Consider the following 15,352-nt stretch of genomic DNA (forward strand, 5'->3'; position numbering starts at 1 on the left):
GAATAAGCTACTTTTCAATTGCATAAGAATGACATAGGTACAACCCTGCAACCATGGGTAGAATTTTATGTATGCGCTTACAAAAAAATCTTTGCTTCATGCAATTAAAAATCTGGAGGAGGAATGAAGAATGAAGTGGAAAAAAGGATTGACTGGTATGCTTTTAGCAGCCTTTTTATGTGGTGCGCCGGGGCTGGGTATAGCTACCCCGGCACATGCATCAACTGGCGAGTACAAGTTTGATTTTGGCGGGGGTACGGTCGAAACGGGGTATACCGGAGTGAGCGCTTCGCTGTCCTATGACTCTGCACGTGGCTATGGCTTTCGTACCCCTGAGAATATGCGTAATGTCAGTGCATCGGGGACTGGGGTGGCAAGTGATGCGGTACGATTCTTGGCTACAGGTACGAAAAGCGAGAATACTTTCGACGTCGATCTTCCTCCAGGTTTGTATGAGGTGTCGGTTACTTTAGGAAATACTTCTCGTTCGAGTGTTGCGGCCGAAGGGGTGTATCAGGTCATAAATATGACGGGAAATGGGGCCAAGGATCGTTTTCAAATTCCAGTGACAGACGGACAATTAAATCTGCTAGTTACTGAAGGCAAAGAGGGCGCAGTCTTCACACTCAGTGCACTGGAAATCAGGCAATTGTCTAGCAATCCAGTTACGAATCGCACGATTTATATCGGCGGGGATTCTACGGTATGTAACTATTATCCGCTAGATAGCAGTGTGCAGGCAGGATGGGGTCAACTGTTTCCAGAGTTTGTAAACACGAATACTTTTCAAATTCGCAATATGGCGTCAGGGGGCCAGATTGCTAGAGGCTTCCATCACGATGGTCAGTTAGAGGCGATCGTTCAATATATCAAGCCAGGGGATTATTTTATTCTCCAATTAGGCATTAATGACACCAATCCAAAGCATAACGAAAGCGAAGCGGAGTTTAAGGATTGGATGCGGGATATGATTCGGCAGGTGAAGGCTAAGGGGGCGACGGTAATTCTGTCAACACCGCAAGGCCGAGCCACTGACTTTAATGCTAACAATGTACACAACGCTGAAAACAGATGGTATAGAAGCGCTATTTTGGCGCTGGCTCAAGAGGAACAAACGCCTTTAGTCGATCTGAATGTTCTCAGTTCAGCTTATTTCACCTCTATTGGCAAAGAAGCTACGCTAGCTTTGTATATGAACGGTGATACACTACATCCAAACTTTGCGGGTGCAAGGGAACTGGCGCGATTGGTAGCACAGGATTTACAAAGACAGGGTCTGAGTGGATTCTAAATTTCAATGATGGTTTTACCCCTGCTTCTTACAATTGTAGGAGCAGGGGTTTTTGGCCTCTGTTCAGGGTGCTATAATAATGGAAAAAAGCAATAGTAACGCGGAGGAATTAGAACATGCAGCCTTTCACTGCCCGAGTGCTTCAAATTATATTGCTGATCCCTGAGGGAAAAGTAATGACTTATGGTCAAATTGCGGCAGAGGCCGGAAGCCCAAGAGGTGCTAGACAGGTGGTGCGAATTTTGCATACACTGAGCCAAAAACATCGACTTCCATGGCATAGAGTAGTCAACCGCTTGGGAGAGATTGCTTTGCAGGAGGATGAGTCCGCATCCCTGCAGCGCCTGTACTTGGAAGAGGAGGGCATACAGTTTAATGCAAACGGACGTATCCCGCTGGATCAATATCTATATCATCCGCAGGCGGAGATGGAAGAATAGGCGAGGAACGAGCAAAGGTGGCATTGTTTTTGAGACACAATATAACACTAGTCTGAATCCTCGCCAAAAAGAGACGGGACAAATCATAGTTTTGAATTGTCCCGTCTCTTTTTAAACTGGCGTATCATGTAGATTAACGAAGGGGGGTATTCATATATAGCACTAGATTTCCCAGTTAAGCTTATCCAATCAGATGCTGCTGGTCACGCTGGGCAAGGTGAAAAGAAATACTGTTCATTAGCGGTATATCATTATTTTTTCGGGCTTCCCGAATGAGTTGTTTCTTTTTTTGTTCTGATTCGCGTAGAAAGCGAGTCATCCATAAATCAGACGGTTCGTTAGTAGTTGTCATGCGAGATTCTTTTATCATCTATTAACCCTCCTAGTGAGCGGCTGTTATTCTTTCTCTAGTATATGTTCCAAACCTTAATAGATGCTGTTAGTTTCCTTAAAATTAGCTGAAATTTAGGTAAAGTTCAGGTAAAAACAGATTAAATCTATGTCTGATGGGATGTAAAGTAGATACAATGAGTAATCTGGCAGTAAAGGTTACAAAAATGTATTGTTTTGACACCTTGTACCAACATAAACCTGAAAGTACAATTAGAATGCGGAGAATTCGTGGAAATTTATGTCGAAAAGAATGGAAAAGATTCGAAGATGCACCGAAAGGGGAGAAATTCATTTATGAAGCAAAAAGCGGCTGCCGTGCTGCTTGTATTGTCCTTTTCTACAGGCTTGGTCACCACTGTACAGGCTGACAGTCCATCAGGAAGCATGTCAGCAAATATGTCAGTTAATTCATCTGCTGCAGCTACGTCAAAGACATCATCCGTAACGGGACAGGCTCTACCTCCATTAACGCTTAAGCAGGCAGTGGAATGGGCACAGACGAACAGCTACAATACGCGTACCGCCGAGCGGGATGTAGAGCGCCGTAGACTTGAACTGAAAAATGCCGAAAAGGAGCTGGGTAATTCACCTATCGATTATATAGACAATGAGTATGTTGATAATGAAACGTCCTGGAGGAATTACAGTTCCTCGACACTATCCTATCTAGCCAGCAAAAAGCAAGCGCAATATGCCAAAGACCAGATTTATTTTAATGTAATGAAAAGCTACCAAAGTGTGTTTGTAGCAGAGAATCAGGTGAAAAATGATCTGGAGGCGCTTGAAATCGCCCAAGCGGAGGAAAAGATTGCACTTGCCAAATTTGCGCGAGGCAAGCTGTCTGAATATGCGAAAAACGAGAGTACACAGGCCAGAGTCCAGGCGGAGCAAGCGGTCGAGCAGGGAAAAATTGCGTTGCAAAAATCCAGGGATGCTCTGAACTTCCTCATGGGACAGCCTAACGGAACAGCCTATGAAATGGTGGATCGACCCGTGTACAAGGAACCGAAGAAGCTGGATATTGAATTACATATACAACAGCTGACAGACATGAATCCGAATTTATGGAAGCTGGAGGATAGTATCAAAACTTCGGAACTCAATGTGAGATATTTTGATTTTAATAACGGTGCAGGTGCTTACGATCTAGCTAAAATGGATGTTGATACAGCTAAGGAGGAGCTCGCCAAAGGGCAAAAGGATTTTGCTGAATCACTCCGCAATTTGTATGCCACGGTTAAGGAAAACCAAAAGAAATACGTACAACTGGAAGAAAGCTTGCGTACAGCAAAAGAAGCCTTGGAGTTATCACACAAAAAGTGGGCCAGAGGTCTAATTATTGAGATGGAATTGAAAAACAACCAGTTGAAAGTAAACCAGATTGAACGGCAAATGGAAGAGCTGGCGATCGAGTTGGATCAAAATGAGTATACGTTGAACAAGCCATGGAGCACATAGGGAGGAAAAGGCGTTGGCAGAAACGGTTTTAAATGATGCTTTAATCAAGCTACGGAGAAAACGGAGAAAAAAGTGGATCTGGACTGCGATAGTTTTGCTGGTTGTAGGCGGAGGCGGAGCAGCAGTATATCTGAATATGCCCAAAGAGCAGGCAGCACCTATAGTTCAGGACGAGACGTTTAAAGTAGAGCGCGGCGATGTGAGCGAGAAGCTGGACACGTCCGGCACCGTGCAAGCATCCAAGGAAGTGAAGCTGAACTTTACGAGTGCAGGCGATAACAAGCTGGCTGCGGTGAACGTGAAAGCCGGGGACAAGGTCAAAAAAGGGCAAGTGCTGGCGCTTCTGGACAGTTCAGAAATTAAAATGCAAATACAAAGTGCGTCTGATTCTTTGGAGATATCGAAATCCAAGCTGGCTGAATTGGAGAAGGGTCCGAAGGCGGAGGATATTGAAATTCAGAAAACAAATGTACTTCGGGCCAAAATGGCTGTCGATACAGCGCAAGAATCATTTGAGCTGGAAGAAGCCGAAAGTCAGAAGAAAGCTTCCAAAAAGCAGTTGGAGCAGGCACGGAAGGCATATGAAGACCAAAAGTTTTTACACGATGCCGGGGCAGTATCCAATAGTGAATTGGAGCAGGCTGAGCAAGCATTGGATAAAGCACAAACGGACTATGATAATCTAGATTTACAGTTCCGCAAAATTATGTCGCAAAAACGTCGCACCATTTCAGAGGCTGAAATTGGCTACCGTGCTGCAATGGCTGAGCTTCACAAGACTCAGGTTCCGGCTGATGCATCGAGTATTCAATCCTCACGGATAGAGGTTCGAAGACTGGCAACTGAGTTGGAGCAGAAAAAAAATGAGTTAAACAAGCTTCAGGTCACGGCGCCGTGGGACGGAGTGATTTTAAAGGTGAACGGGGATGTAGGGACCAGTCCGACGGCTCCATTTATTGTAATGAATAACTCGGATTCCAACGACCTTAAGGTAGTTGTGAAGGTAAGTCAGACCGACATTGTCAAGGTCAAAAAGGGGCTTACGGCTGTGTTGACGACCAATGCATATCCGGGTGAATCGTTTCCAGGCAAGGTGCAATTTGTCTCACCGGAAGCCTCTACGGATGAAGGGATGACGACGTATTTGATGGAGATGTCTGTACATGACCCGAAAGGTAAGCTAAAAACAGGCATGATTATGAATGTGGCCGTTATTTTGGGAGTACACAAAAATGTACTGTTCGTTCCTGCGACTGCACTGAGATCCGAAGGAGGCCAGGATGGCGTGTATGTTTCTGCTAACGCTGCGAATCCCGGGGCACGCACATTTAAGCCCGTAGAACTCGGATTTTACACGCCAGACCGAGTAGAGCTTAAATCCGGTGTAAAGGAGGGGGACACGATTGTTGTGCCTGCTCCTGAACCTCCGCCAGATCCTTCCGCAATGGGCGGCATGCAGGGGGGCTTTTAAACGGGCATGAGATATGTTATTCAGATTGAGGGTTTGAAAAAAGTGTACCATGTCGGAGATCAGGAAATTCATGCTCTGCGTGAGGTTCAACTTGATATTGCTGACGGTGATTTTGTTGCGATTATGGGACCGTCTGGTTCAGGCAAGTCCACGATGATGAATGTTATCGGCTGTCTGGATTTACCTACGTCAGGACAATTTTATTTGGATGGATATTCGATCTTAGATGCCCGCGAGGATGAACTGGCTATTATACGTAATCAGAAAATCGGATTTGTATTTCAAAAATTCCATTTGCTTCCGCGATCAACAGCTTTGGAGAATGTGGAACTGCCTATGATCTATGCGGGGGTTTCTGCCAAGGAGCGTCGTTTGCGAGCCATGGATGCCCTCACTAGCGTAGGTCTAGGCGACCGGATGAACAACAGGCCAAACGAATTGTCAGGCGGTCAGCAGCAACGGGTATCCATTGCACGGGCACTTGTGAACAATCCGGTTATTCTCTTGGCGGATGAACCGACAGGAGCTTTGGACTCCAAAACAAGTGTGGAAATCATGGGGATTTTTCAGCGTCTGAACGATCAGGGGAAAACGGTTGTACTGGTTACTCATGATCAGGAGGTTGCGGAATACGCCAAGCGTCTGATTCATTTTCGAGATGGGCGGATTGAAAAGGATCAGCCTGTTGAGAAACGAAGAATGGCGGCAGAGGAAGTGAAGGCATGAAATTTCAGGAAATTATTCGTGTATCACTCAATAGTTTGCGAACCAATATGCTGCGATCCTTGCTGACCATGGTGGGCATTATTATCGGAGTGGCCGCCGTGATTGCGATTGTAGCCATCGGTAAAGGATCAACCGCTACAATTACATCGCAGATCAATAGTATGGGAAATAATCTGCTGATGATCTATCCTTATGCTCCATATGATGGGTCCAGCTCCATGTCGTTTAATCAGACGAAAGGAATATCTCTGGAGGATATCGAGGCGCTAGAGCAGCAAAAAGCAGTCGCAGAGGTAGCACCAAGTGCGATGACCAGTGCAGATATTACGTGGAGTCGCAATAAGGTCAGCGGGCAAATTGAGGGGACTTCGCTGGCATTTGTCCATGTGAGAAAGCTGTCGCTAGCTCAGGGCAGGTCGTTTACTCACTATGAAGTGGATAAACGGATGAATGTGGCTGTGCTGGGGAGTGATGCAGCCCGTAATATTTTTGGCCCGGATGCCTCCAGGGCAGTCGGTGAGACCATCATGATCAAGCAGTTGCCTTTTAAGGTGGTTGGTGTGCTGACCAATTCCAATTCCAATATGAGCAACAGCGGGCAGCAGGTATATGTACCGATTACAACTGGAATGGAACGGCTGGGCAATATGAGCATTCAGCAGGTGAATGCCTCTGCAACAACGGAGGACAGGATTGATCAGGCAAGTGCTGAAATCCGTCAGGTGCTGCGTGCCAGACATGAGCTAAAGCCATCAGAGGGCGATGATTTTCAAATCATGACCCAGACGGAAATCTTAAAAACAGTGTCTGGGGTTGACCGGGTTATGAATATGCTGCTGATCGGTGTAGCTGCAATTGCGCTCGGTGTTGGCGGTGTTGGTATTATGAATATTATGCTGGTGTCCGTCACGGAGCGTACAAGGGAGATCGGAATTCGCAAAGCGATTGGTGCGCAGCGCAGTGATATTATGCTGCAGTTTGTGGCTGAGGCTGTTTTTCTTAGTCTAATGGGTGGACTAGTCGGTGTAATGGTGGGTCTTGGGGGTGCAAAGCTGCTTGAGAAATTCGTCCAAATGCCGATTGTGTATTCGATAGAGCCAGTGTTGTACTCTTTTCTGTGCTGCATGGGAGTCGGCGTACTGTTTGGAGTATATCCGGCGCGCAAGGCTTCGAAGCTGCGTCCGATTGATGCTTTAAGATACGAATAGGAAAGCGGGTGCTTTGCCTTACTCGAAAGAGGGGGGATAAAGCACCCGTTTTTTGTATGGAATAAGTGTTTTAAATGATAAAAAAACATGAATAACCACTTTAATTTTATATATGTGATGTTTTATATGCTTTTTTTAGGTTGATTTATTATTATATATGACGTATTATATTCAATATCAGATCGCAAGCAAAAAAAGGAGGGGCGTTCATCATCGACCTTACGGCAAGACAAGTAGAAATTTTAAACATCGTACAAAAGCATGCCCCGATAACGGGTGACCAGATTGCGGAAATGCTTAATCTCAGTAAGGCGACCATTCGGACCGACCTATCCAAATTGGGCATTCTGAATTACATAGATGCTAAGCCCAAGGTCGGTTATTTTGTTGGAAAGCGGGGCACGCCGAACCGGGAGGAAAAATTCCGGCTTTTGCAAATGAAAGTCGGTGATCTTCACGGGGTTCCAGTCATCGTACGTGAAACAACCACAATTCAGGAAGCTGTCGTAGCTCTATTTTTGGAAAATGTGAGCAATTTGATCGTCACCGATGAAGACGGAGATTTGGCAGGGGTGGCTTCCCGCAAGGATTTACTCAAGGTAACGTTAGGCAATCCCAATGCAGCAACCATTCCTGTCAGTCTTGTGATGACCCGGCAGGCGAATGTGGTCACTGTTTCCCCAGAGGATACCGTACTAGAGGCAGCACGCAAAATTATTGCTCGTCAAATCGACAGCCTGCCTGTCGTCGTCCCTTCGGATTCTGACAAACCAGGAGAGCACTGGAAAGTCGTGGGACGTATTACAAAAACAAATATTATTAAAATGTTGCTCGATATGGTAGCAGAGGATTAATGGGAGGAATCGAATGGTTCAGGCGAGCAGTCATTTTATAGCGATCTGTTCAGACTCGATTGGCGAGACGGCAGAAGCTGTCGTACAGGCGACCATGCGCCAATTTGAGTTACCAGACACAGAGATCAAAAGATTTATGAACGTGAGGGATGAAGACGAGCTGAGTCGGGTAATGGAGGAAGTTGCCGAGCGTAAAGGCTTTGTAGCTTATACGCTGGTACAGCCGGAATTGAGAGAGGCGATGAAAGAAGAGGCTGTCCGGCTGAATGTGCGGGCTGTCGATATTATGGGACCGATGATGCAGGCGTTTGCCGATACGTTTCATAACGATCCCAAAGAGAAGCCTGGTCTACTGCACCGACTGGACGACAACTATTTTCGGCGTGTAGAGGCACTGGATTTTGCAGTTCAATACGATGATGGCAAAGATGTGAGCGCCATTCTCAAAGCAGATATAGTATTGCTTGGAGTATCACGTATTTCCAAAACTCCTTTATCCATGTTTCTCGCACATAAAGGTTATAAAACAGTCAACATACCGGTTGTACCGGAGCTGACACCACCTGTTCAGTTGAAGGATGTTCAGCGTGGCCGAGTGTTCGGATTGACGATCCAGCCGGAGCTACTGTTGAAAATACGCAGTGAACGACTGAAGGTAATGGGGCTTCCGAATAATGTGCAGTATGCTACAGCGACGAGGGTGGAAGAGGAAATCGCGTATGCGCAGTCTTTGTTTAAAGAGCTGAATTGTCCAGTCATTGATGTTACAGATAAAGCAATTGAAGAGACAGCAGGCTTGATTGTCAGAATGCTATAAAGCGAAGCAACTTAGAAGCAGCGTTTATAAAGAAAATATGAATCACAGGATACAGGAGTGTAAATATAAAATGGCAGCAAAGCTGCCGTGAAATATTATTTGCCTGTGGGTAACAATTATTTTTAGGAGAGGTGGAGGGATAGGTATGGAGAGTCAAATGGCATTGGAATTCGTTCGGGTAACAGAGGCAGCGGCACTGCAATCGGCACAATGGACAGGGCGTGGAGATAAGAATAGCGCGGACGAGGCGGCAACAGTAGCCATTCGTACTCATTTTAATGCGGTATCCATGGACGGCACGGTCGTGATTGGTGAAGGCGAAATGGATGAGGCTCCCATGCTGTATATCGGGGAGAGAGTAGGCAATCGCAGAGGGCCGGCCATGGATATTGCTGTTGATCCTCTCGAGGGGACGGAAACTGTGGCGAACGGTTTGAATAACGCACTGTCGGTCATTGCTGCTGCACCTCGTGGTAGTCTACTACACGCTCCGGATATGTACATGCAAAAATTAGCTGTTGGTCCGGCATTGGCTGGAAAACTGTCACTAGAAGACACGATCCCGACTACATTGTCAAAAGCAGCGCGCATACTGGGGAAATCCTTGTCCGATCTTACGGTGTCCATTCTGGATCGTGCACGGCATGCCGGGATCATTCAGCTTCTGCGGGAAAGCGGCGTTCGGATCAAGCTGCTTGGTCATGGGGATGTGATGGGTGCAATTGAAACCTGCCTGGACAGCGGTGTAGATTTGCATATCGGCTCTGGCGGCGCTCCTGAGGGTGTATTGGCCGCGGCCGCGCTGAAATGCATGGGCGGAGAAATACAGGGCCGCTTGCTACCTCATGGAGAAGAAGAGATTGCACGTTGCAAACGCATGGGTATTACTGATCCAGGGGCGTTGCTGTCGATGGAGGACATGGTCGGACGCCAAGGCGTGATGTTTGTCGCTACAGGCGTGACGCCTGGTGAGTGGTTGCAGGGGGTTCGTTCTCTGCCTGGTCACAGAGCTGAAACCCATTCAGTTGTAATGCATTCAGATACAAAAACGATTCGTTTCGTGCGAAGTATTCATCATACTGCTGATTCTTCCGGTACGCTCGCGGCAGCGGTATCCTCTTGAAATTTGAAGTCAAGACTTCCCTCGCTGGTGAATTCAATCATAATAAACTTATAAAACAGCAAGTCTCTGACTAAAGGGAGACTTGCTGTTTGCTGTTACTGTTTTTAGGGGATGAAAGAGCAAAATCAAGGATATAAATTTCTAAAAAACAGGTACTTATGAAGTAAAATTGAAAAGTTTCTATTAGGCTTGAAAAGAAAAAAACATAGCTTTGGAAGCGAAAAAATCAATTAGAACTAATTTTTTTAGACGAAGAGTCAAAAAAAATTATGCATAATATAGTTCTTTAGAACTACTTAAAAACCCGGTTTATTAAAAATTTAAAGAGTTATTAATTTTGGTTTGTGTATGCTTGTTTTAAATTAGTTCCATTATATAGGAGGTTGAAGGTGAGCGCGAAAAAAGGCGGAATTTGTCGGATGATATCAGGTTGAATTTGTTACATTTATGTTAATGGCATGTAAAGATAAAATTGTTATAGGATAAGGGGTTTGGGCGTAATTGTAAATCATAATGATTTTAGTTTTACAATGTTCGTGAAAATGTGAAATTATGTTTTAGGCTAGATTTACAGATCATGATGGGCAGATAATGAGCGAAAAAGTCAAATTGTTGTTTTTGTAGTTTGGAAACAAATAGCATAATATGGATTTTGTTTTATTTTTATGAAGTCTAGTAATTTAGCCCTTTTGTCCCGTGTCAAGCCGTTTTAAAGTTTGTATATTTAAAAAAGCTAGAAAGTGTTGGAAGAAAAAAAGAGATATAAGGATTTACTGTAAAATTATGAACTGCATAGAGGATGGAGGAATTCATATGACGACTCGATCACAATCTTGGTTCGCTAAAACAGAGGCCCAACCGGCTGCGAAGCTCCAACTATTCTGCTTCCCCTACGCCGGTGGTGGTGCTTACATATTTAACTCTTGGAAGTCCAGACTCGCGCCTGATATTACTGTGTTGCCAATACAACTCCCTGGACGTGAGAGCCGCTCCATTGAAGCTCCAATGGAAACCCTTCAAGACATCGTCCAATCGTTGGTTCCCGCTATGGCTCCATACATACATAAGCCATTTGCCTTTTTTGGGCACAGTATGGGGGCACTGATCGCATTTGAAACAGCGCGGCAGTTGTACAGCAAAGCTGGAAAACTACCTGTGCATATTATCGTATCCGGTAAATCCGCCCCTCATCTTCCATACTCCAAAAAACGACTCCATGATTTAGCAGACGATTCTTTCACCGAAGAGCTTCGCTTGATGCAGGGCACCCCCGAAGAGGTGCTGCAAAATGCAGAATTGATGCAAATTATTATGCCTCGTCTGCGTGCAGATTTTAAGGTGTGTGAAACTTATGTTTATCAGCCGGGAGATCCACTGGCATGCCCGATGACGGTTTTAGGGGGAACGAGGGATTTTGAGGTTAGCACAGATTCACTTCGTGCCTGGCAGCAGCATACGATGTCACCTATGGATGTCCGGATGTTCGAAGGCAATCACTTTTTCATCCATGAACAAGAGCAAGAGGTTATGAGCGCAGTCGAGGACATTCTCTCCGCATCCTCGCCGATGGCCCACGCTGCGGCAGCTCATACAACTTACAACACAAGCACTCCACAACCACGATTCAGGCAGAGTTGAATGTCCCACACATCACGATACACTTCGTTATCACCATCTCAGCAATAACCGATAAAACCGCCCACCATGATGCATTTTCCAGCGTAGATTAAAATCCAATTTTTCTGTACAGGCCCTCATCATTTCAGACACAGAGTTTACTTCAATGACGTCCATCGCCAATCTAAAAAGTTCGCACTGCTAAAGTGTGGCAATGAAAAAGAGGGATGCCTTTGTTTCGATCAAATTCTGCTTTTCGGAGACTCACACGTTATATAAAGCCTTATAATCTTTGGGTTTTTATAGCCGTGATTTCCTCCTTGTGTTTGGCAGCTATTGATATTATTTTGGGTAAGGCCATAGAGCAAATGGCACAGGGAACATTCTCCTCCACCCAGAACATGATCTATCTAGTTGTTGGTATGACGGTAATTGGAATGCCTTGTAAGTTTGTGATGAGGTACGCTTCGGCACGTTTTAGTGTTAGTGCCCTGCGCGACTTGAGAGGCGATCTCGTACATAAGTTTTATGATTTACCTGTTTCCAGCGTGGAGAGCAAGTTCACCGGAGATTTGGTATCCCGTCTAACAAACAATACGGCGCTGTTGCAGAACTTTTTTATCCAGCAGTTTGCTAATCTGTTTTATTTGCCACTTGTGTTTACGGCATCCTTAACGTTGCTTTTACTGACAAGCTGGAAACTGGTTTTGGCAAGTCTTGCGCTTATGCCTGTAGGAATGATCATAACCTCACTGATGAGCAAGCCAATTGAGAAATACTCCAAGGAGCTTCAGGAGAAAATTGCTCATTTGAACGCGGTGGGACAGGATGCGATCGGAGGAATTCCTATCGTCAAGGCATTTAATATGCAGGCTGTGCTGTTGAAGAAGTATATGGTGATTACGGAGGAGGTCATCAAGCGCGGATTGCGGCTAGAAAAACGCTATGCGTTCATAACTCCAGTAGGTGTGATGATGCTGGCAACACCGATTATTTTGGTCATTGTGTACGGTGGATATTTGATTCAACAAGGTGAGTTGAATGCTGGTGGCATTGTCCTTTTTTTATATCTTATTTCGTTCATATTGCAGCCTGTTGCCATGCTGCCGACGATCATTTCGCAAATGAAGGAAGCGGGGGGAGCAGCGAAGCATTTGTTTGAGGTGCTGGATTGGCCAGATGAGCGGCAAGACGGGAAAATCACTTCAATAAGCCAAGATCTCGAGGAAGACGATGCAGAAAGCAAGGACGACATTCCTGTAGTCAGCTTTGAGCATTTAACCTTTGGCTACAACGAAGAGAACACGGTGCTGAAGGAGATTAGCTTCCAGGTAGGACAAGGAGAAACGGTAGCGATTGTTGGGGCCAGCGGTGGCGGTAAAAGCACAATCTTCAAGCTGCTTTGCGGATTTAATGAACCTGGAGAGCATGCCGGAACCGTTCAATTGTTTGGTAAGAATTTGACAGATTGGAACCTAACAAGCCTGCGTAGCCATATTTCGATGGTATCTCAGGAATCGTCGCTTTTTCCGGCCACTATTGCAGAAAATATCGGATATGGACGTCTGGAGGCGACCCGGAAAGAAATTGTCGAGGCGGCGAAAGCGGCCCATGCGCATGACTTTATTGTTCAGCTACCCGAGGGCTATGAAACTCTGTTGAGCGAACGGGGAGGCGGATTGTCTGGAGGACAAAAACAGCGTATTTCTATAGCAAGAGCATTGCTGAAAAATGCTCCGCTGCTTCTACTGGACGAGCCGACTTCAGCACTCGATAGCCAGTCGGAGGCTCAGGTACAGATTGCAATGAATGCAGCAATGCAAAACCGGACGGTACTGGTCATAGCTCATCGACTGTCAACTGTACGCCAGGCGAACCGCATTATCGTACTTGATCAGGGGAGCATTGTGGAATCGGGTACACATGAGGAATTACTAGGCCGTGATGGTGTGTACCGAAAGCTGTATTTGCAAAATTTTGAAGGACAGCAAACGGAGGAAAACGGGTATTCACTGCCTGAGGAAAGGAGTGAGCGTCGTGACCTTCAAGCAGGGGTTTTATGAATTTAAGCAATTGATGTCCCTGATGAAGCCGCATCGAAAATGGTATTTTACGGGGTTGGTTGGCAACAGTCTGACCAATGCCAGCATCACAATTTTGCTTTCTTTTGTGGTGCATTATTTGCTGAATTTTGCGGTTAATGGCGATGTACAGGAGCTGTACCGAGCGGTCTATTTGGTCAGCGGCACATTTTTGGCGTTAAGTCTTATTTCCCCAGTGTGCAGCTATATGTATAAACGATGTGTCAAGCTCGCAATTGCCGATGTACGAATGAAACTATTCGGTCATGTTGTCAAGCTATCGTATGAAAAAGCCGAAAAACACCATTCGGGTAATCTTGTTTCCCGCATGACAAACGATGTCCAAACGCTGGAGCAGGCTTACACCGTTCATATTCGCTCGATTATACTGGAAACTTCGCTTTTCTTAGGCTCACTAGTCATTCTGATGGTGCTGGATTGGCGATTTGGGATTATGGCGGTTCTACTAGGACTGGCTTCAGCCTGGATAAATGCTCATTTTGCGAAGAAAATGCGACAGACGAGTGAAGAATTACAGGGACGGATGAGCAGGTTCACGGAACGATTGAGTGATTTGCTTTCTGGTTTACAGACGGTGAAGTTATTTGGGTTAAGGACAAAAGTGGGTGGACTTTGCAACGATGCAAGCGAGGACATAAATCGCATCAGTATCCGACAGGGACGTCATATGGGACTGCAGGATATGTGTAATTTTGTTATTGAATTTATTACGCTGGGCGGTGTGCTTGTTGCTGGATTGATCTTGGTTTCGCAGAAGCAAATGGAGCTCGGAGTTTTGGGACAGATTGTGCAGCTGCAAACGGGTATTTCAACGGTATTTTTGGAGCTGGGGGCAGCTGTATCCCTGTTACAAAACTCTTTGGCAGGCTTGGCGCGTATCCGCGAAATCTTGAATGAGTCGAAGGAAGAGGAACAGTTTCCCGCGGCGAAACAGAAGGAATCAGTAACCGGGCTTATCGATCCAGAGGTGTCAGCTTCATCAGCCCGTGAACCAAAGGAATCCTATGACGGTGTCGAGACTGTGGATTCAGACCTCTCTATTGAACAGACTGCTGCTGCGCTGGAGCTGCACAATATCAGCTTTGGCTATCAGCCAGACCGTCCAACGCTGCGAAGATTGAACTTGGTCGTGCCAGAAGGGCAGGTAACCGCGATTGTCGGTCCGAGTGGTGGTGGGAAAAGCACCGTGATGAAGTTGTTGCTGGGATTTTACCCACCGGATGAAGGTGTGCTGCGGGTTCGAGGCCGCTTGGCAGAAGAATTTCGGTTGGATGAGGTTAGGGATTTAATGGCCTATGTACCACAGGAGGCTACACTGTTCCACGGTACAGTAGCAGACAATATCCGCTTCGGCTCACCGGATGCCACGGATGAGGAAGTAGAGGCTGCGGCCAAAACAGCCTATGCCAGCGGCTTCATAGCTGAGCTTCCGGAGGGTTATGACACGATTGTCGGTGAACGTGGAGCCAATTTGTCCGGGGGTCAAAGACAGCGAATCGCGATTGCCCGTGCTCTGCTCAAAAATGCGCCGATTTTGCTGCTGGATGAAGCCACCTCGGCCCTGGATGCAGAGTCGGAATATGAAGTTCAGCAGGGCTTAGATGAGCTGATGAAGGATCGTACGACATTAGTTATTGCCCATCGATTGTCTACGATTGAGAGGGCGGATACGATCTGTGTTCTTGCCGATGGCGAGCTCAAAGAACAGGGAACTCATGACCAGCTCCTTGCTGAGGGTGGTCATTATGCGGAGCTGTATGAGCTTCAGTTTCGAAAGCATCCAGAGGAACAAACCGCATAAATATGCGAATTTTCTTTTTACCAAATATCTATTTTGCGAGGAGAGAGACGG

13 protein-coding genes are annotated in these 15,352 nt (G+C 46.0%); 12 read left to right on the top strand and 1 reads right to left on the bottom strand.

From position 1 onward, the window contains the following. The first annotated feature begins 130 nt into the window (after positions 1–130). Together ACH59B_RS11490 and ACH59B_RS11495 are read left to right on the top strand one after the other, a co-directional pair. Positions 131–1,291: a rhamnogalacturonan acetylesterase gene (locus ACH59B_RS11490; protein WP_404303789.1), complete on the top strand. Its 1,161-nt coding sequence runs from the start codon at positions 131–133 to the stop codon at positions 1,289–1,291. A 116-nt stretch (positions 1,292–1,407) separates the two neighbouring features. After that, a complete protein-coding gene (locus ACH59B_RS11495) occupies positions 1,408–1,731 on the top strand; it encodes an MGMT family protein (RefSeq protein WP_107735257.1) in 324 nt (107 codons plus the stop codon). Positions 1,732–1,912: 181 nt separating this feature from the next. Here the strand turns inward: ACH59B_RS11495 and ACH59B_RS11500 are convergent, their stop codons facing one another. Further along, on the bottom strand, positions 1,913–2,101 hold the full coding sequence (locus tag ACH59B_RS11500; protein WP_013370989.1) for a hypothetical protein: 189 nt from the start codon (positions 2,099–2,101) through the stop codon (positions 1,913–1,915). A gap of 317 nt (positions 2,102–2,418) precedes the next feature. Between ACH59B_RS11500 and ACH59B_RS11505 the strand changes: the two genes are divergently transcribed. From ACH59B_RS11505 to ACH59B_RS11550, 10 genes are all read left to right on the top strand, one after another. After that, the gene (locus tag ACH59B_RS11505) at positions 2,419–3,582 is read left to right on the top strand and encodes a TolC family protein (protein WP_243537636.1); all 1,164 of its coding nucleotides are present in this window, start codon (positions 2,419–2,421) and stop codon (positions 3,580–3,582) included. 13 nt (positions 3,583–3,595) lie between these two features. Continuing rightward, a complete protein-coding gene (locus tag ACH59B_RS11510; protein ID WP_117289918.1) occupies positions 3,596–5,053 on the top strand; it encodes an efflux RND transporter periplasmic adaptor subunit in 1,458 nt (485 codons plus the stop codon). A 6-nt stretch (positions 5,054–5,059) separates the two neighbouring features. Beyond that, the gene (locus tag ACH59B_RS11515; protein ID WP_016818473.1) at positions 5,060–5,779 is read left to right on the top strand and encodes an ABC transporter ATP-binding protein; all 720 of its coding nucleotides are present in this window, start codon (positions 5,060–5,062) and stop codon (positions 5,777–5,779) included. Next, complete coding sequence (locus ACH59B_RS11520) at positions 5,776–6,987, top strand: ABC transporter permease (protein WP_017428484.1); 1,212 nt, start codon at positions 5,776–5,778, stop codon at positions 6,985–6,987. The genes ACH59B_RS11515 and ACH59B_RS11520 overlap by 4 nt, the downstream gene beginning before the upstream one ends. A 239-nt stretch (positions 6,988–7,226) precedes the next feature. Further along, a complete protein-coding gene (locus ACH59B_RS11525) occupies positions 7,227–7,841 on the top strand; it encodes a helix-turn-helix transcriptional regulator (RefSeq protein ID WP_223822107.1) in 615 nt (204 codons plus the stop codon). Between the two features lie 13 nt (positions 7,842–7,854). Then, entirely contained in the window at positions 7,855–8,658 is an 804-nt protein-coding gene (locus tag ACH59B_RS11530) for a pyruvate, water dikinase regulatory protein (protein WP_013370995.1), read from the top strand. Between the two features lie 145 nt (positions 8,659–8,803). Continuing rightward, entirely contained in the window at positions 8,804–9,781 is a 978-nt protein-coding gene (gene glpX / locus ACH59B_RS11535) for a class II fructose-bisphosphatase (protein ID WP_126666932.1), read from the top strand. 813 nt (positions 9,782–10,594) lie between these two features. Then, on the top strand, positions 10,595–11,419 hold the full coding sequence (locus ACH59B_RS11540; RefSeq protein WP_126666933.1) for a thioesterase II family protein: 825 nt from the start codon (positions 10,595–10,597) through the stop codon (positions 11,417–11,419). Between the two features lie 212 nt (positions 11,420–11,631). Continuing rightward, on the top strand, positions 11,632–13,461 hold the full coding sequence (locus tag ACH59B_RS11545; RefSeq protein WP_139625383.1) for an ABC transporter ATP-binding protein: 1,830 nt from the start codon (positions 11,632–11,634) through the stop codon (positions 13,459–13,461). Continuing rightward, on the top strand, positions 13,436–15,301 hold the full coding sequence (locus tag ACH59B_RS11550) for an ABC transporter ATP-binding protein (protein WP_126666935.1): 1,866 nt from the start codon (positions 13,436–13,438) through the stop codon (positions 15,299–15,301). The genes ACH59B_RS11545 and ACH59B_RS11550 overlap by 26 nt, the downstream gene beginning before the upstream one ends. The last annotated feature ends 51 nt before the right edge of the window (positions 15,302–15,352 follow it).

This window comes from Paenibacillus sp. DP01 (assembly GCF_044784315.1).
In the GTDB taxonomy this organism is placed as follows: Bacteria; Bacillota; Bacilli; order Paenibacillales; family Paenibacillaceae; genus Paenibacillus; species Paenibacillus polymyxa.

Coding starts and splice junctions, on each gene's coding strand:
- ACH59B_RS11500 (WP_013370989.1), bottom strand. CDS start 2,101: ATGATAAAAGAATCTCGCATGACAACTACTAACGAACCGTCTGATTTA.
- glpX (WP_126666932.1), top strand. CDS start 8,804: ATGGAGAGTCAAATGGCATTGGAATTCGTTCGGGTAACAGAGGCAGCG.
- ACH59B_RS11520 (WP_017428484.1), top strand. CDS start 5,776: ATGAAATTTCAGGAAATTATTCGTGTATCACTCAATAGTTTGCGAACC.
- ACH59B_RS11505 (WP_243537636.1), top strand. CDS start 2,419: ATGAAGCAAAAAGCGGCTGCCGTGCTGCTTGTATTGTCCTTTTCTACA.
- ACH59B_RS11540 (WP_126666933.1), top strand. CDS start 10,595: ATGACGACTCGATCACAATCTTGGTTCGCTAAAACAGAGGCCCAACCG.
- ACH59B_RS11530 (WP_013370995.1), top strand. CDS start 7,855: ATGGTTCAGGCGAGCAGTCATTTTATAGCGATCTGTTCAGACTCGATT.
- ACH59B_RS11515 (WP_016818473.1), top strand. CDS start 5,060: ATGAGATATGTTATTCAGATTGAGGGTTTGAAAAAAGTGTACCATGTC.
- ACH59B_RS11495 (WP_107735257.1), top strand. CDS start 1,408: ATGCAGCCTTTCACTGCCCGAGTGCTTCAAATTATATTGCTGATCCCT.
- ACH59B_RS11490 (WP_404303789.1), top strand. CDS start 131: ATGAAGTGGAAAAAAGGATTGACTGGTATGCTTTTAGCAGCCTTTTTA.